This window comes from Phytopseudomonas straminea, assembly GCF_900112645.1.
GTDB classification, from domain to species: domain Bacteria; phylum Pseudomonadota; class Gammaproteobacteria; order Pseudomonadales; family Pseudomonadaceae; genus Aquipseudomonas; species Aquipseudomonas straminea.
In genome coordinates, this window is record NZ_FOMO01000003.1 from 162,715 (window position 1) to 179,397 (window position 16,683).

The following is a 16,683-nucleotide window of genomic DNA, read 5'->3' on the forward strand; positions in this document are numbered from 1 at the left end:
GCGTTGTGTCGGTCCGTAGTCCAGGTCAGGCGTTCCTCAGATAACGCTCGTAGAACTCCAGAGTCGCTGCGTTCTTGTCCTTGGACTCGAACATGATGTCGAAGCGATCGAGAAACTGCAGCACGTATTGGTTGGTCCAGTGGTTCCACATCCGCGCGCTGTGGCCGTACAGCTCGCGCTTGGGCGCGACCTTGAGCACCTCGGGCATCTCCAGTTTCCGTTCGGCGCTGAGGCCCAGCTCCTGCAAACGCTCCTGGGGCTGTGACAAGTGCATGGTCGGGCGAATACCGCGCCAGCTGTCGATGATCCGCGCCACGCGCTCGCTGTGTGGGTCGATGTAGTCGTCCTCGTGGATCCAGCAGTGGTGCACGTCGAGCACCACGGGGGCGAGATCGGCCAGCTCCAGGCAGGCATCGACGCCGTACGTCTTCTCGTCGTTCTCGAAGGTGATGCACTGGCGCGCCTCATGGGACAGGCGCGGCCACACTGCGCGGATGCCGTCGCCACCGAGCTTGCCGGCGATATGCAGGTTGCACTTGAAATCCTGAAAGGTTCGCCCGTAACCCATCATGCGGATCATGTCGGCGTGGTACTCGAATTCGGCGACGCTGTTCTCCACCACGTCCGGGCGGTCCGAGCCCAATACGCAGTACTGGCCCGGGTGCATGGACAGGCGAATGTTGGCCGTGCGCGCCACCTCGCCGATGGCGGCGAACTGCTCGATCAGGTAACCCTGCATCTGCGGCTGCTGATAGAAGGCCGCGACCTTCGGGTGGCTGTAGAACGGCAGCAGGTCGCTGCTCAAGCGCAGCATCTGTAGGGGTTTGGGCAGCGTGGCGACGTAGGCGAGCAGGCGCAGCTGAGCCTGCAGGTTGTGCTCGACGATTTCGGTCAGCTTGGCGTAGGCCACCGCCTGGCTGACGCTATCCATCCAGCGCAGCGTGGTGGTGCGCGGGTTGAACGCCGCCTCAATGGTTTTCAGCTCGCCGGCCGGCAGGCTCTGGTCGGGGTGGCGGTACTGACAGGCAAAGCCAATGCGGTGTAGCGACATGGACAGGTCTCGGATTCAGGTCTGCAGACGGAATCTGACCACAGCCTTAGCCGTGGAACTCCCAGATTAATTGCGTACCCAGCGCTGGCGCATCCAGCCGCTGAAGGCGTCCACGGCCAGCACCAGCAGCAACATGGCGAGGATCACCGTGGCGGCCTGGGCTTCCTGAAACAGGCTCAGGCTGACGTAGAGCATCTGCCCCAGGCCGCCGGCACCGACGAAGCCCATGATCGCCGCCATGCGGATATTGTTCTCCCAGCGGTACAGGCTGTAGGCCAGCAATTGTGGCCACAATGCCGGCAGGGTGCCATAGCAGAACGCGGCCCAGGCGCCGCCGCCCTGCAGACGAATGGCGTCCGCTGGCTGCGTTGGGGTGTTCTCCAGGGCCTCGGCGAATAACCGGCCGAGTACGCCCGCGGTATGCAGCGCCAGTGCCAGAGTGCCGGCGTTGGGGCCAAGACCAGCCGCCAGCACCATGAGCACCGCCCATACCAGTTCGGGAATGGCGCGCAGGGCATTGAGCAGCAGCCGAGTGGCAGCTTGGGCGAGGGCACCCAGGCGCCCGGCCGCCGGTAGCGCCAGCAGCAGACCGAGCACGGCGGCGAGCAGGGTGCCGACGGCCGACATGGCCAGGGTTTCCAGGGCGCCATGGGCGGTAGCCAACAGATGGCTGGCGCTGAAGTCGGGGTGCATGAAACGCGCCGCATAGCTACCCATCTGCCCCAGGCTGTCGGCGCCGAACAGGCCGGCCAGATCCAGCCCGAGGTAGACGAATGAGCCGATCACTGCTGCGATGATGGCCAGCGCGAGCAGCAGGTTGCCCAGGCGCCTCATGTGAGCCTTCCGCGCAGCAGGTGGCTGAGCTGGTCAGCCAGCAGCACCAGCAGCAGAAAGGTCAGCAGCATGCTGGCCGCTTCGGCGCCAGCGAACATGCGCATCGACAGGTCGATCTGCTGGCCCAGGCCGCCGGCGCCGACGAAGCCCATCACCACCGAGGCGCGCACCGCGCATTCCCAGCGGTACACGGTGTAGGAGGTCAGCTCCGCGGCGGCGGCTGGCAGAACGCCGTAGGCGAAGGCGGCCAGGCGCCCGCTGCCGCTCTGCAGCAGGGCGTGCACCGGGCGCTGGTCCACCGACTCGAAGATTTCCGCGTAGACCTTGCCGAGCATGCCCGCGTAGGTGATGGCGATGGCCAGCACCCCGGCGGTCGGCCCCAGGCCCACGGCGCGCACGAATAGCAGCGCCCAGACGATTTCCGGCACGCTGCGCAGCACGATCAGCAAACCGCGCACCGGCCAGCGCAGCCAGCGGCCCAGGGCACTTGGCTGGCCGCTGCGCGAGGCTGCCGAGAGCGACAGCGCGCGGCTGGCCAAGAGGCTTGCCGGTACCGCCAGCAGCAGCGCCAGGGCCATGCCGGCGGTGGCGATGGCCAGGGTCTGCAGGGTGGCGTCCAGCAGCAGGCTGAGAAAGTCTTCGTTGTGGGCGGGCGGCCAGAAATCCTTCAGGAAGCTGCCCATGGACTGGGCGCTGTCCGGGTGCAGCAACACGCCCAGGTCCAGCTCGGCCAGGCGCATGCCCGGCCATAGCAGGGCGACGGCCAGCAGCACGAGCGCCAGGCGCGGCAGAGCAGCGGGATCGCGCTGATCGCGTTTCAGCATCGCGCCGCCCAGGCATCCGGAGCAGGCTCACCAGCGCGTGCCGGGTTCAGCTGTTCGTTGGCATACAGCGCCTGCAGGCGCTCGGAGTCGACTTCACTGGCCGGCAGGTCGAAGGCGATGCGCCCGTCACGCACCCCGACGATGCGCGGAAAATGCGCCAGGGCCAGTTCCACCGTGTGCAGGCTGGCGACCAGGGTCACGCCGCCGGCTTCGGCATGGCTGACCAATAGCGACAGGGTGTGATCGGCCAGGCGCGGGTCCATGGCCGAGACCGGCTCATCGGCGAGCAGCAACCGTGGGCCTTGATACAGGGCGCGGGCGATGCCGACACGCTGCAGCTGGCCGCCGGAGAGCTGGCCGCAGCGGGCGAACAGCTTGTCGCCCAGATCGAGCTTGTCCAACTGCGCTCGCGCACCGGGGATGTCCAGCGGATACAGCAGGTTGACCAGGCTCCTGGCCAGGCTCCACTGGCCCAGGCGTCCGGCCAGCACGGCGGTGACCACTCGCTGGCGCAGGGGCAGAGGCGGCGCCTGATGGATCAGACCGATGCGCGTGCGCAGGCGTTGGCGCTGGCGGCTGGAAAGCTGCCACGGGCGTTCGCCCAGCACCTGCAGCTCGCCTGCGCTTGGCGCCAGGGCGGTGGCCAGCAGGTTGAGCAGGCTCGACTTGCCGGCCCCGGACGGGCCGATGATCGCCATCCGCTCACCCTGTTCGACCTGCAGGTCGATGCCCTGCAGCGCCTGCACGCCATTGCCGTGCCTGAGCCCGACGGCGGTCAGGCGCAGGCTCATTTGAGCAGATCGGCAGCGCGGGCAGCCTCTTCGATGCCCTTGTAGTTCTCAGGCTTGGTCTCGATGAAGCGGCTGGCCGCCTGCAGGTCGAGAATTGCCTTGTGCTCCGGGTTGGCCGGGTCGAGGGCCAGGAACGCCTGTTTGATCTTCTCGGCCAGCGCCGGGTCGAGGGTGCCGCGCACGGTCCAGTTGTAATCGAAGTAGGTTGGCGTGGTGGCGAAGACCTTGACCTTGGTGGTGTCGACCTTGCCGCTCTTGACCAGCTTGTCCCACACGCTGGAGTTCAGCACCCCAGCGTCGACCTTGCCGGCCTGCACCCAGGCGGCGGTGGCATCGTGGGCGCCGGAGTAAGCGACACGGCTGAAATAGCTTTCCGGCTTGATGCCGTCCTGCAGCATGAAGTAGCGCGGCATCAGGCTGCCGGAGGTGGAGGAAATCGAGCCGAAGGCGAAGGTCTTGCCTTTCAGGTCCTTGAGCGATTTGACCTGCGGGTCGGCGCTGATGAAGGTGCTGGTGAAGGCCGCGTCCTGCTCACGCTGCACCAGCGGAATCGCGTTGCCGGTCTTCAGGTTCACCTGCACGAAGGTGAAGCCGCCCAGCCAGGCCATGTCCAGGCGATCGGTGGCCAGCGCTTCGACCACTGCCGGATAATCGGCCACCGGTACGAACTCGACCTTCATGCCCAGTTGCTGCTCCAGGTAGGCGCCCAGTGGCTTGAACTTGCGCAAAAGCTCGGTGGGCGCTTCATCGGGAATCGCCGATACGCGCAGGGTTTCGGCGGCATGGACGGTGAGGGCGGCAGCGGACAGGGCAAGGCCGGCGACCAACGACAGGGTGCGCTTGAGCATGGAGTTCTCCGGTTCAATGGCGGAAAAAACGGATAACAAGCGCTATACAGATGCGCTTGCCAGGATTGGCAGGGAATCGCGGCGATTATAGGAGGCGGTGCGAGAAAGACCAGCTTTGCTAGAATCCGCCGCCTGTTTCCCGTTGACGAGAGCGTTGCCATGAGTGAGCCGATCCGCCTGACCCAGTACAGCCACGGAGCCGGCTGCGGCTGCAAGATTTCCCCCAAGGTGCTGGAGGTGATCCTCGCGGGCAGCGGTGCGCAGAATCTCGACCCCAAACTGTGGGTCGGCAATGCCTCGCGTGACGATGCGGCGGTGTATGCCCTGGACGAAACCCGCGGCGTGGTCTCGACCACCGATTTCTTCATGCCCATCGTCGATGATCCCTTCGACTTCGGCCGCATCGCCGCCACCAATGCGATCAGCGACATCTACGCCATGGGCGGCGACCCGCTGATGGCCATCGCCATCCTTGGCTGGCCGGTCAACCTGCTGCCGCCGGAGGTCGCCCGCGAGGTGATTCGCGGCGGCCGTGCGGTGTGCGATGCCGCCGGCATTCCGCTGGCCGGCGGGCACTCCATCGACGCACCCGAGCCGATCTTCGGCCTGGCGGTGACCGGCGTCGTCGATAAGCAGAACATGAAACGCAACGACACCGCCCAGGCCGGCGACACCCTGTACCTGACCAAGCCACTGGGCATCGGCATCCTCACCACCGCCGAGAAGAAGGCCAAGCTACGCGCCGAGGACGTGGGCCTGGCCCGCGACTGGATGTGCACCCTGAACAAGCCGGGCAGCCGCTTCGGCAAGCTGACCGGCATCAACGCCATGACCGATGTCACCGGCTTCGGGCTGCTCGGCCACCTGGTGGAAATGGCCGACGGCGCCAGCCTCACCGCACGCCTGGATTACGCCGCCGTGCCGCGCCTGCCGGGCGTCGAGCATTACCTGGCCGAAGGTTGCGTGCCCGGCGGTACGCTGCGCAACTTCGATAGCTATGGCGAGCGCATCGCCGCCCTGAGCGACAGCCAGCGCGACCTGCTGTGCGACCCGCAAACCAGTGGCGGCCTGCTGATCGCCGTCAGCGAAGCGGGCCAGGACGAGTTTCTGGCCGTGGCGGCCGAGCTGGGTCTGCGCCTGGCGCCCATCGGCGTACTGGTGGAGCGACAGCGTCACGCCGTCGAGGTGTTCTGATGCGCGACGATGCCCGCGATTTTCGAACGATCTTCCTCGACGGCGTGCCGATGATGGATACCCGCGCGCCGGTGGAATTCGCCAAGGGCGCGTTCCCCAGCGTGGTCAACCTGCCGCTGATGACCGACCTGGAGCGCCAGAAGGTCGGCACCTGCTACAAGCAGCACGGTCAGGACGCCGCCATCAAGCTCGGCCATCAACTGGTCGGCGGCGACATCAAGGCCGAACGCGTCGCCGCCTGGGCGGCCTTCGCCCGCGCCCACCCGAACGGTTATCTTTACTGCTTTCGCGGCGGCCTGCGTTCGCAGATCGTCCAGCAGTGGCTGCGCGAGGCGGGCATCGACTATCCACGCATCACCGGCGGCTACAAGGCGATGCGTACCTTCCTGCTCGACACTATCGAAGACGCTGTGGCGCAGTGCCGCTTCATGGTGGTCGGCGGCATGACCGGCACCGGCAAGACCGACGTGCTGGCCCAACTGCCCGATGGCTTGGACCTGGAAGGCCATGCCAACCACCGCGGCTCCAGCTTCGGCAAACGCGCCACCGGGCAGCCGGCACAGATCGATTTCGAGAACGCCCTGGCCGTGGACATCCTGCGCAAGCGGGCGGCGGGTATCGAGCGCTTCGTGATCGAAGACGAAGGGCGCATCGTCGGCAGCTGCAACGTGCCGCTGTCGCTGCATCAGGGCATGCAGGGCTACCCGCTGGTGTGGCTTGAAGACAGTTTCGACGGGCGTGTGGAGCGCATCCTGCGTGACTACGTGATCGACCTCTGCGCCGAGTTCATCGCCGTAAACGGTGAGGCGCGCGGCTTCGACCTGTTCGCTGCGCGGCTGCTGCAGAGCCTGGACAACATCCACAAGCGCCTGGGCGGTGAACGCCACCAGCGCTTGCGGGCGATCATGGTCGATGCCCTCGGCGCCCAGCAGCGTAGCGGCGCCGTGGACCTCCACCGCGACTGGATTGCCGGGCTGCTGCGCGAGTACTACGACCCCATGTACGCCTACCAGCGCGACAGCAAGGCCGAGCGCATCGTGTTCGCCGGCGACGAGGCTGCGGTGGTCGCCTACCTGCGCGAGGCGCGCTGACCTATCAGCGGGTGCGAAAATGCCCGCTGCCCGGTTTGAAGCGCGCGGCCATGATCATCAATAGCAGCGTGGCGGCGGCCATCATCAGCCAGCTCAGGCGCAGATCGTTGGTGTACTGGCGCAGCAGGCCGGCGAGCAGTGGCGAGGTGGCAGCGATCAGGTAACCGCCGCCTTGTACGAAGGCCAGCAGGTCGCCGGTCTGGCGTGGGTCGTCGAGATGGTCCTGAGCCACCACCAGCGACAGTGGAAACAGCGCGCCGATACCGATGCCGATCAGCACGCAGATCACCGCCACCAGCGCCAAGGGTGCTACCACCAGGGCGATCAGCCCGAGCAGCAGGCACGTCAGTACGAAAGCCAACAGCAGGCGGCGATCCGGGCAGCGTGCCAGCAGGCTCGACGCCAGCAGGCCGGCCGCTACTTCGCAGAGCGTCAGGGCGGCCAGTAGCAGGCCGCTGGATTCGGCGCTCCAGCCCAGCGATGTGTAGTAGGGCGGCAGCCAGGCCAGCACCAGCGTGTAACCCGCCGTACCGACCCCGAAGAACGCCATCAGCAGCCAGGCGCGTGGCGAGCGCCAGGGGTTGAGCGGCGCAGCCGAGCTTTTCGCGGTTGGCTCGTCCGCCGGCGCGGCGCGCTTCCACACTGTGCAGGCGGCGATGGCCGGCACTGCCCAGGCCGCCAGTGCCCAGGCCCAGCCCAGCCACTGGGCCAGCCAGGGCGTCAGCGCGGCACCGAAGGCCGCGCCGCCCATGATCGCGCAGCTGTAGAAACCGATCAGCCGGCCAGCGTCGTGGCTGAAGCGCGCCTTGATCAACCCTGGCAGCAACGCCTGTACTAAAGCGATGCCGGCGCCGGCCAGCAGGGCGCTGACCAATAACGGCGTGGCGCCCGGCAGCAGGCCGCGGGCCAGGCAGGCGAAGGCGATCAGCAAGGTACCCAGCAGGATGCCGCGTCGCTCGCCAAGCCGTCCGCGCAAAAAGGTCGCAGCCAGGGCGCCGAGGCCCATGATCACGATCGGCAGGCTGGTCAGCAGGCTGGCGCCCACATGCCCCAGGTGCGTGTCCAGTTGGATGCGGTCGAGCAGCGGGCCCACCGCCGCCAGTACCGGGCGCAGGTTCAGGCCGAGCAGGATGATCGCCAGCAGCAACAGGGTTTGCCGTTTCATTGCGCGTTCTCCTAGGCCCCGCGCCAGGCCACCAGCAAAACGCCGATGACGATGCACAGCGCTGCCAGTGCCAGACTCAGGCTACCTTGTTCGCCGAGCAGGCCGATGGCCATGGCCGCCCCCGTGATCGCCGCCACCGAGCCGATCTGGCTGAGAAATACCGTGCCCGCCAGCTTCTGCAGGATGAAGAACAGCGCATAGACCGCTGCGAACAACAGCATCTGCACCAGCATCAGGCCGACGGCCAGGGGGGTGTTCAGGTTGGGCGAGAAGTCCACGCCAAACAGCGCTGTGAGCCCCAACAGGACCGCGCCGCCCAGCAGCATGCCGGGCGCCAGCGAGAGCGGCGTGGCGCCGCTGGGCCAGTATCGGGCGCGGTAGATATTGCCCAGCGCCAGGAATACCGGAACGCACAGCGCTGCCACCACCCACAAGGCCGGGCTGTCGCCGCCGTGCAGTTTGCCCAGGGCCAGCAGCAGGCTGCCTGACAAGCCGATGCAGATGCCCAGCAAGCGGATGCGGCTGAGCGCTTCCATGCGCAGCGCCAGGGCCAGCAGGTAGGTGAACAGGGGCGGGAAGGCCAGGCACATCGAGGCGAATCCGGCGCCGACATGGCCGATGGAGCTGAACAGCAGGCCGTTCGGCACGGCAATGCTGAGCAGACCCGAAGCCAGGTAATAGCGTTGTTGCGCCAGGCTCATGCCCGGCCGCTCGCCGCGCCACCAGGCGAACAACAACAGCAGCAGGCCGCCGCCGAGCAAGCCCCACAACAGATAGGCCATCGGCTGCCAGCCGGCGCTGCCGGCCAGCTTGACCAGAATGCTGGTGAGCCCCATCAGTGCGCCGACGGTGAACAGCAGGGCCAGGGCTAAAACGGGTCGATGCTGCGTGCCTGCCATGCAGGTGTCTCCTTGGACTGGATACGCTAGGATGCAAACATTCTTTTTGAAAAGTATCTTGATGGCAAGATAAATCGAGGTTCATATGCAGGATCGAGCACAATTGGCCGCCGAGCAGTGGCGTGAACAACGCCCGGATCTGGACGGTTTTGCCATGGCGGTGATCGGCAGGTTGGGCGAATTGAGTCAGGTGATCAGTCGTGATCATCTGCTGCCGTTCTTCGCCAGCCATGGCCTGCAGGCCGGCGAGTTCGACGTGCTGGCCACTCTGCGCCGCTCAGGCGAGCCCTATGCACTGATGCCCACGGTGTTGTACGAAAGCGCGATGATTTCCTCCGGCGGTATGACCAGCCGCATCGACCGCCTGGAAAAGGCCGGGTTTATCGAGCGGCGCAAGCATCCGTCGGACCGCCGCGGCATCCTGGTGGCGCTGACGCCGGCGGGTTTTGAACTGATCGACAGCATGCTCACCGCCCACGTTGCTAACCTGCAGCGCGTTCTGGCCGTCCTCAGTGACGAGGAAAAACAGCAGCTGCATGCGCTCACCGGCAAGCTGCTGGCCAACCTGCAATCGGGTGAATGAAAGGAAGCGAACCCATGTCCCTAGCTGCACTGATCATTGGCGTAATCGCCCAGATCTTCTTTGCCGGCCTGCAAGGCCTGATCGTGGTCTTTTCCGCTGCTGCCATCGCCAACGACAACGAACTGACGCCGTTTCAGGACCGCCTGCTGGCGACCCTGATGCTGCTGCTCCCCAGCATCTCGCTGGGCACCGCTGCCTTGCTGGTGGTTGGCTACATCAACTCGGCGCCGTGGCTGTCCCATTTCTGGCACCTGTTGCCGGTGGTGGCGTTCGGGGTGTATCTGCTGTTTGCGTTTAGTTTGAGTCGTTGAGCGGGTCGGACGCCAAGAGCGCATCCAGCTGTGCCTTGAGGGTGGATTGCCTAACCTGTGGGAGCGGGCCACGCCCGCGACTTTGTCCGCATGAACTAGGCGTCCCGCGTTCCCACCTTGGTTTGGTGATGGCGCAGAGAGGGAGGTTAACTGGCGCCGCACCGATCGCTTTCAGATAACAACGGCGGAAAAGCAAAGCGTTGTCCCTCTAAGCAAGCCCTACAACCGGTGATGCTCGATCAGAAAGTCCACGAACAGCCGCACTCGCGCTGGCATCGTCGGGCCGCCGACGAATACGGCGTGGATCGGCTCGCGCTCACCCGGATTGAAGGTCTCGAGCAGTGGCACCAGGTCACCGCGCTCGATGTCCTCGTTGACCGTAAAGGCGCCGATGCGGGCGATGCCAGCGCCGACCCGGGCCAGTTGTGCCAGGGCCTCACCGCTGCTGCATTCGATGTTGCCGCACACCTTCAGGGAGAACGCGTCGCCGTCGCGCACGAAGGGCCAGTTGGGCTCAGCGCGGCGGAAATTGAAGCGCAGGCAGTTGTGCTCGAGTAAATCTTCCGGCGCCTCGGGTGTGCCATGACGCGCCAGGTAATCGGGTGAGGCCACCACCACCTGGCCGGTGTCGCCGATCTTGCGTGCGGTCAGCGGGCTGTCCGGCAGCGGGCCGAAGCGCACCCCCACGTCGGCCTGGCCGCCAAGAATGTCTACCACCTCATCGCCCAGGGTCAGGTCGACGACGATGTTTGGGTAACGCGCGCTGAAGGCCGCCACCAGCGGCACGATGGCCAGCCGGCCATGACCGAGCGCAGCGCTGACGCGAATACGTCCTTTGGGCACGCTCTGGTCAGCGATGGCGCCCTCGACCTCTGCCAGGTCGGCCAGGATGCGACGGGCGCCGCGCAGGTACGCTTCGCCTTCGGCCGTGAAGGTAATGGCCCGGGTAGTGCGTAGCAGCAGGCGGGTACCCAGGCGTTGCTCGGTGCGGGCGATGATGCGGCTGACCGCTGAAGGCGTCAGGCCAAGCGTGCGTGCCGCCGCCGACAGGCTACCTTCCTGCGCCACGCGCACCAGCACTTCCATCTCGCCTGATCGGCCGCCTACGTCCATTTGTGCCTCTGCAGCAAAGGTGTTTGCCAGAAAAGCGGTCTACCGCCCGTGAGGTCGGGATCGTAGCATTTGCGGCATAGATAAGGAGCCTCTCATGCGTATCAATCCACCCCTCGTCGCGCTCGCCACCGGTGCCTTCGGCATCGGCGTTACCGAGTTCGCCCCCATGGGCATGTTGCCCGGCATCGCCAGTGATCTTGGCGTGTCGATTCCCGCCGCCGGCCTGCTGGTCAGCGCCTATGCCATCGGCGTGCTGATCGGCGCGCCGCTGATGACCCTGACCACCGGCAAGATTCCCCGGCGCTACCTGCTGATCGGGCTGATGGCCATCTTCACTCTCGGCAACCTGATGTCTGCCCTGGCCACCGACTACACCAGCCTGCTGATCGCCCGCGTGGTCACCTCGCTTAACCACGGGGCCTTCTTTGGCGTCGGCTCGGTGGTGGCAGCCAGCCTGGTCGCGCCGGACAAACGGGCCGGCGCGGTCGCCGCGATGTTCATGGGCCTGACCCTGGCCACCATCGGTGGCGTGCCGCTGGCTGCCTGGTTCGGTGAAGTGCTTGGCTGGCGCACAGCGTTCTGGGGCATCTCCGGCCTGGGCCTGATCACCATGCTCGCGCTGTGGTTCGCCTTGCCCAATGTCGAGTTGCCGAAGAGCGACGGCGTGCTCGCCGAAATCCGCGTGCTGGGTCGTGGCCCGGTACTCGCCGCGCTGGCCCTGACCGTGGTCGGCTCCAGTGCGATGTTCACCGTGTTCACCTACATCGCGCCGATCCTCAGCACCCAGACCCACGCGTCCACCGGCTTCATCACCGCCATGCTGGTGCTCTACGGCGTGGGACTGACCCTGGGCAACATGTGGGGCGGCAAGGCAGCGGATCGCTCCATCGACCGCACCCTGATCGCCTCGCTGAGTGTGCTGATCCTGGTGCTGCTGGCCTTCACGGTGCTGATGCGCTGGCCGCTGCCAGCCGCCGTGGCGATCCTCATCTGGGGCATCGCCAGCTTCGCCATCGTGCCGCCACTGCAGATGCGCGTGATGGAGGCTGCCAAGGGCGCGCCCAACCTGGCCTCGGCCGTGAACATCGGCGCCTTCAACCTCGGCAACGCCATTGGCGCGGCGCTGGGTGGTGCGGTGATCAGTGCAGGCCTCGGCTACCCGGCGATCTCCCTGGCCGGTGCCGCGATGGCTGCGTTGGGGCTACTGATGGTGCTTGGATTTGCCTGGCGATCCAGGCCGGTTGCTCCGCGGGTATGCAGTTGATGTGCATGCAAGGCTGCCAAGGTGTATGGCGTGCCAGACGGTGTGCCGTTGGTGAAGGAGTACGCGTTTTGCGTACTCCAGCGGACTGTTCGCTAGCGTTCCTGAGTCCGCCCTACGTGCTAGACACATGTCGCCATGCTGACTAACGTGATGGCCCCATTTGGAGCATCACAGGAAATCGTCACATGGACGTGCAATGCAAATCCCTCGAAGAGGTACGCAAGCGCATCGATCAGATCGATCGCGCCATGGTCGACCTCATCGCTCAGCGCGGCGGCTTCGTCGCTCAGGCGGCGCACTTCAAAAAAGACAGTGCAGATGTCCGCGCCCCAGCGCGTGTCGAGCAGGTCATCGCCAAGGTGCGCGCACTGGCCGATGAGCACGGCGCTTCGGCAGCGGTCGTCGAGCAGGTTTATCGAGCGATGATCGCCGCATTCATCGAGGAAGAACTGCGTACCCATGCCGCCTTGAGCGCAGATGCCTGAGCGGCTAAGACTGGGTGAGAGTCGCCACCGATACGCAAAGTCCACGAAGGTCATCCCGGCGCCCAGGTTCAAACCCTTCACCATCTGTGGGCGTGCCTGCAGATAGCGCGACAGCGAAGTATGTGGCTACCGAACAGGCCCGCGTCAGGGCGCGACCGGTTATTGGCGCGCGATGAAAATAGCGCCCGCCAACATGACCTTTAGGCGTGTGTACTCTTTTGGTGTGCCGATATCATAATGATGTCAAAAAGATGCAACCTTTCCAAAGTCTCGCCAGTCCTACTCTGCGCTGATAGCTGATCGGCCCGTAGGGTGGCGCTTTCAGTGTGTTGAAACGCAACCAAGGCCATGGATTCGGCACCTCTCGAACGCCTCTGAGTACCGAACCATGCTCCATCTCTTTCGTCCGCGCGCTGAGCTCCTGGCGCTCAAGCAACTCACCGCTTCGCTTCCGAATTCTGCCCAGGGTACTACCAGCCGTGGGGCTGCCAGTTGGTCAGAGGTGCAGCGTGAATGGACATCACGCGAACAAAAGGCTGCGCAGAGCGACAATCGCATCGCCGAGCTTGAGCGCGAACTGGAAGCGGCGCGGCTCATGCTGGCTGAGGCCGACGCCAGCGCCCGCGCTTCGGAAACGCGCTTCGATCTGGTCAACCGCGCTTCCAGCGAAGGCCTGTGGGATATGGAGGTGGTAGCCGGTGACCCGGTGAATCCGCGCAACCAATTTTGGTGGTCGCCGCAGCTGAGGGCCATGCTCGGCTTCCGCGATGAGCGGGATTTTCCCAACGTGCTGGCCAGCTGGGCTGACCGCTTGCACCCTGAAGACAAGGCGGCGACCCTGGATGCCTTCGCCCGCCACCTGAACGACAAGTCGGGCCTGACGCCTTACCGGGTCAGGAATCGCCTGGCCATGAAGGACGGAACCTACCGCTGGTTCTTTGCCCAGGGCGAAACCCTACGCGACGGCCGTGGCGTACCACTGCGGGTCGCCGGTGCGCTGCGTGATATTCACGATGAGCTGCAGCGTGAGCAGGAGCACGACGTGATCATCACCCGCTTCGAGCTGGCCCGCGAGATGCTGTCGGATGGCCTGTGGGACATGGAGGTGATCGCCGGTGATCCGGTCAACCCGAAGAACCCCTTCTGGTGGTCGCCGCAATTCCGTCGTCTGCTGGGCTTCGAGACAGTCGAGGAGTTTCCCGATGTGCTGGACAGTTGGGCATCGCGCCTGCACCCCGAAGACAAGGCCTACAGCCTCGAGGCGTTCCAGGCACACCTGAACGATCGTACCGGCAAAACGCCCTTCGACATTGAATATCGCCTGAAGATGAAGAGCGGTGAGTACCGCTGGTTCCGGGCTCGCGGGCAGACCAAACGCGACGCCTCGGGCGCGCCGCTGAGGGTGGTCGGTGCACTGGTAGACGTGGATCTGCAACATCAGCAGAACGCCATGCGTGATACCGAGGCGGCGCACCAGCGCACCCTGGAAGCCAACATCGTGAAGCTCACCCAGATCGTCGGCACTATCCAGAGCATCGCCAGCCAGACCAATCTACTGGCGCTGAACGCGGCAATCGAGGCGGCCCGAGCCGGTGAGGCGGGGCGAGGTTTCGCGGTGGTGGCCGATGAGGTGCGTAAGCTTGCGACCCGCACTACGGAGGCCACTGAGCAGGCGGCTGAGATGATGCGTACCTGAGCGGGGTAATTCAGCGAAGCGGAATTGAAGGCTGGACCATCCATTGCGCCAACCAAGCTGCCGTCGATGGGGTATGGTATCGACCTCAGAATCCCGGACGTTCATCGCAGATGCAGCAGGAGCTTTTCATCGTCGCCGACGATCACCCGCTTTTTCGTGATGGGCTGGTGCGGTTGCTCACGCAGGCGCGACCGCAGGCCCTGATCAGGGAAGCGGCGACGCTGGATGAGGCGTTGCAACTGGCGCGAGCGCAAACGCCGGCGGGCATCTTGCTGGATCTGATGTACTCGAGCGATAACGCCTGGGCCTCCATTGCGGACTGGCGCCTGGAGTTTCCCGCCTCGTTGCTGGTGGTGGTGTCGATGTGCGAAGACCCACTGGTGGTCGAGCGCGTGATGAGCCAAGGGGCCAGCGCCTTTATCGGCAAATCGCTGCCCCCGAGTGAGGTCGCCGAAGCGCTGACTGCTGCGTTGAATGGCGAGCCTGTGGTGCGTTGTGCGTCCCAGGGCAGCTTCACGGCCTACGAGCCGCCGACTGCTGCCGATTGTTTCTCGTCGCTCACGGCGCGGCAATTCGAGGTGCTGCAACTGATCACCGATGGCCTGAGCAACAAGGAGATCGCGCAGATTCTGCGCATTTCGCCCTTTACCGTGCGCATTCACGTGTCGGCGCTGCTCGGCGTTCTCAAGCTCAGTTCGCGTTCGGCAGCCGCGGCGCTGGGCGCACGGCATGGGCTGGGCGCGGCAAGTCGCAGCGCCCAGGTCAGGGAAGGGGAGCGCTGACCTGGCGCCCGGCCAATTCGGCGATGACCCGTTGCAGCTCGGCTGAGCGCACGGGCTTGGAGAGCAGCGGTATGCGTGGGTCCGGTAGCGCTGATCGAATTCTCTGCGGGTCGTGACCCGTAAGAATCACGGCCGGTAACGGACGGCCATGCCACTCTTCCAGCTGCGCCAGGCATTCGATGCCGGTTGCCTCGCGGCCCAGATCGAAGTCCGTCACCACCACATCGCAGGGCAACGCGGCATTGGGTGGGCCGTCGATGGCGGTGACCTGGCAGCCCCAGGCGCGCAGCAGCTTGGCCATCGCCTCCAGCACGCTGCGGTCATCCTCGATGAGCAGCACATGAATGCCTTGCAGGTCGGCGACAGGTTCGGTCGGCGGCAGTGCATGGGTGGCCTGGCGAGGGATGACTGCCGGCAGGCCTGCCAGGGTGATCGAGGTACCGTGGCCGACTCTAGAGGCGACGCTGATCTGCAGGTCGAGGAGGGTGGCGATGCGCCGCACGATGCTCAACCCCAGTCCGATGCCTTCCACATCCCGGTCACGCTCCTGGCGTACGCGATAGAACTCTTCGAACAGGTGCGGCAGGTGCTCCGCGGCAATCCCCGGGCCGCGATCATGCAGTTGCACGGTGAGGGTCGAGCCACGCCGGCGGCAGGCGATGAGTAGGGGGCGACCCGGCGCGTATTTGATGGCGTTGGATACCAGGTTCTGCAGCAGGGTGCCGAGCAGCGCGGGGTCGCTGTAGGTCAGCGTGGCGGCGCCACGTATACTGATATCCACGCCGGCCCAGCGCGCGGCCTCGCTGTTCTGCTTTTTCAGGTCGACCAGCAATCGATGCAGGTCCACCGTCTGTTTACGCGGCATCACCTGCTGCTGGTCGAGCGTGTAGATGTCCAGCAGCGAGCGGAAGAGCTGCTCGACGCTGAGCAGGGAACGGTCGACGCTGTCGATCAGCTGATGCTGCTCGGCATTGAGCGGAGTGCCGCGCAGGCAGGTGGTGAACAAGCCGATGGCGTGGATGGGTTGGCGCAGGTCATGGCTGGCCTGCGCCAGAAAGCGCGACTTGTCCTGGTCGGCGCGCTTGGCGGCCGCCATGGCCTCCTGCAAACGGCCCAGCAGAAAATAGCTGAAGGTGGGCAGCACCAGCATGCTCAGCACCATCATCACCAGAACCGCCGGGTGCTCTTGCAGGAAAGGCACGAAGAATGCGATGAGGGTGAGAGAGCCAAGGCCAAAGCTGGTGGCCAGAATCAGGTAGGGCCGGCCGAATCGCACGCCATTGCCGACCGTCATGCTCAGCAGGACGCAGAACGTTGGCAGCAGCGCTTCCTGGCCGAGAATCATCACCGCGCAGGCGCCCAGGTTGTCCAGCAGCATGGCGGCAACCCTGCGCCAGACCATGGGCTGCGGCAGGAACCAGAGGTGGGCGAGCAGCAACACCGACAGCAACGTGAATAACGTACCGGTAACCAGCACGGCCTTGAGCAGCTTGGCATCGAGCAGCCCCAGCGGATACATGACCACGGCATAGAGCGACACGACGAAAACCACCACAAGGCGCAGTTGCGCCTGGCTGAACTCCAGATCCTCTAGGCGAAACAGCGACTTCATGACGGACCTTCCGAAACCTGATCAAGCGGCCGACCTTAACGGAATTCCTTCCCGGCCGGCCATGCATGATTCGCCGTGCTGAAAATCAAAGTGCGCAACAGGCTGTGTTGTAACACTGCATGGGATAAGCTTGCGCCGAC

General features: G+C 65.2%; 17 protein-coding genes. 8 read left to right on the forward strand and 9 right to left on the reverse strand.

The window, feature by feature from the left end; genetic code table 11:
- Nucleotides 1-25 precede the first annotated feature (25 nt).
- The 5 genes from uvsE to BM279_RS08530 all read right to left on the reverse strand — a co-directional run bounded on the left by uvsE (nt 26) and on the right by BM279_RS08530 (nt 4,348).
- A complete protein-coding gene (uvsE, locus tag BM279_RS08510) occupies nt 26-1,051 on the reverse strand; it encodes a UV DNA damage repair endonuclease UvsE (RefSeq protein WP_093502799.1) in 1,026 nt (341 codons plus the stop codon).
- Nucleotides 1,052-1,117: 66 nt separating this feature from the next.
- The gene (gene phnE, locus BM279_RS08515) at nt 1,118-1,885 is read right to left on the reverse strand and encodes a phosphonate ABC transporter, permease protein PhnE (RefSeq protein WP_093502801.1); all 768 of its coding nucleotides are present in this window, start codon (nt 1,883-1,885) and stop codon (nt 1,118-1,120) included.
- On the reverse strand, nt 1,882-2,709 hold the full coding sequence (locus BM279_RS08520; protein ID WP_093502803.1) for a PhnE/PtxC family ABC transporter permease: 828 nt from the start codon (nt 2,707-2,709) through the stop codon (nt 1,882-1,884). Before BM279_RS08520 ends, phnE begins: the two co-directional genes overlap by 4 nt.
- Complete coding sequence (locus BM279_RS08525; RefSeq protein ID WP_093502805.1) at nt 2,703-3,500, reverse strand: phosphonate ABC transporter ATP-binding protein; 798 nt, start codon at nt 3,498-3,500, stop codon at nt 2,703-2,705. The genes BM279_RS08520 and BM279_RS08525 overlap by 7 nt, the downstream gene beginning before the upstream one ends.
- A complete protein-coding gene (locus BM279_RS08530) occupies nt 3,497-4,348 on the reverse strand; it encodes a putative selenate ABC transporter substrate-binding protein (protein ID WP_093502807.1) in 852 nt (283 codons plus the stop codon). The genes BM279_RS08525 and BM279_RS08530 overlap by 4 nt, the downstream gene beginning before the upstream one ends.
- A 159-nt stretch (nt 4,349-4,507) precedes the next feature.
- Between BM279_RS08530 and selD the strand changes: the two genes are divergently transcribed.
- Together selD and mnmH are read left to right on the forward strand one after the other, a co-directional pair.
- Complete coding sequence (gene selD / locus BM279_RS08535; RefSeq protein WP_093502809.1) at nt 4,508-5,542, forward strand: selenide, water dikinase SelD; 1,035 nt, start codon at nt 4,508-4,510, stop codon at nt 5,540-5,542.
- On the forward strand, nt 5,542-6,633 hold the full coding sequence (gene mnmH, locus BM279_RS08540) for a tRNA 2-selenouridine(34) synthase MnmH (protein ID WP_093502811.1): 1,092 nt from the start codon (nt 5,542-5,544) through the stop codon (nt 6,631-6,633). The genes selD and mnmH overlap by 1 nt, the downstream gene beginning before the upstream one ends.
- A gap of 4 nt (nt 6,634-6,637) precedes the next feature.
- Here the strand turns inward: mnmH and BM279_RS08545 are convergent, their stop codons facing one another.
- Nucleotides 6,638-7,798 carry a cyanate transporter gene (locus BM279_RS08545; protein WP_093502813.1) on the reverse strand — a complete coding sequence of 387 codons (1,161 nt, stop codon included), beginning with the start codon at nt 7,796-7,798 and terminating at the stop codon, nt 6,638-6,640.
- An 11-nt stretch (nt 7,799-7,809) separates the two neighbouring features.
- Nucleotides 7,810-8,697 (reverse strand): DMT family transporter, encoded by an 888-nt coding sequence (locus BM279_RS08550; RefSeq protein ID WP_093502815.1) that lies wholly within the window; start codon nt 8,695-8,697, stop codon nt 7,810-7,812.
- Between the two features lie 85 nt (nt 8,698-8,782).
- Here BM279_RS08550 and BM279_RS08555 point away from each other — a divergent pair, with 85 nt between their 5' ends.
- Both BM279_RS08555 and BM279_RS08560 read left to right on the forward strand, forming a co-directional pair.
- On the forward strand, nt 8,783-9,280 hold the full coding sequence (locus tag BM279_RS08555; RefSeq protein WP_093502817.1) for a MarR family winged helix-turn-helix transcriptional regulator: 498 nt from the start codon (nt 8,783-8,785) through the stop codon (nt 9,278-9,280).
- A gap of 14 nt (nt 9,281-9,294) precedes the next feature.
- Nucleotides 9,295-9,591: a hypothetical protein gene (locus BM279_RS08560; RefSeq protein ID WP_093502819.1), complete on the forward strand. Its 297-nt coding sequence runs from the start codon at nt 9,295-9,297 to the stop codon at nt 9,589-9,591.
- Nucleotides 9,592-9,810: 219 nt separating this feature from the next.
- On the opposite strand, the gene BM279_RS08565 is transcribed toward BM279_RS08560, so the two are convergent.
- Nucleotides 9,811-10,704, reverse strand: coding sequence for a LysR family transcriptional regulator (locus BM279_RS08565; RefSeq protein WP_093502821.1), 894 nt, complete (start codon nt 10,702-10,704; stop codon nt 9,811-9,813).
- A gap of 94 nt (nt 10,705-10,798) precedes the next feature.
- Between BM279_RS08565 and BM279_RS08570 the strand changes: the two genes are divergently transcribed.
- From BM279_RS08570 to BM279_RS08585, 4 genes are all read left to right on the forward strand, one after another.
- On the forward strand, nt 10,799-11,968 hold the full coding sequence (locus BM279_RS08570) for an MFS transporter (RefSeq protein WP_093502823.1): 1,170 nt from the start codon (nt 10,799-10,801) through the stop codon (nt 11,966-11,968).
- 185 nt (nt 11,969-12,153) lie between these two features.
- Nucleotides 12,154-12,453: a chorismate mutase gene (locus BM279_RS08575; protein WP_093502825.1), complete on the forward strand. Its 300-nt coding sequence runs from the start codon at nt 12,154-12,156 to the stop codon at nt 12,451-12,453.
- A gap of 388 nt (nt 12,454-12,841) precedes the next feature.
- On the forward strand, nt 12,842-14,149 hold the full coding sequence (locus BM279_RS23660) for a methyl-accepting chemotaxis protein (RefSeq protein ID WP_093502827.1): 1,308 nt from the start codon (nt 12,842-12,844) through the stop codon (nt 14,147-14,149).
- Nucleotides 14,150-14,259: 110 nt separating this feature from the next.
- Complete coding sequence (locus BM279_RS08585; protein WP_093502829.1) at nt 14,260-14,931, forward strand: LuxR C-terminal-related transcriptional regulator; 672 nt, start codon at nt 14,260-14,262, stop codon at nt 14,929-14,931.
- Here BM279_RS08585 and BM279_RS08590 read toward each other — a convergent pair.
- Nucleotides 14,912-16,543 carry a hybrid sensor histidine kinase/response regulator gene (locus BM279_RS08590; RefSeq protein WP_093502831.1) on the reverse strand — a complete coding sequence of 544 codons (1,632 nt, stop codon included), beginning with the start codon at nt 16,541-16,543 and terminating at the stop codon, nt 14,912-14,914. The two genes, BM279_RS08585 and BM279_RS08590, sit on opposite strands and share 20 nt — an antisense overlap.
- Nucleotides 16,544-16,683: the final 140 nt, after the last annotated feature.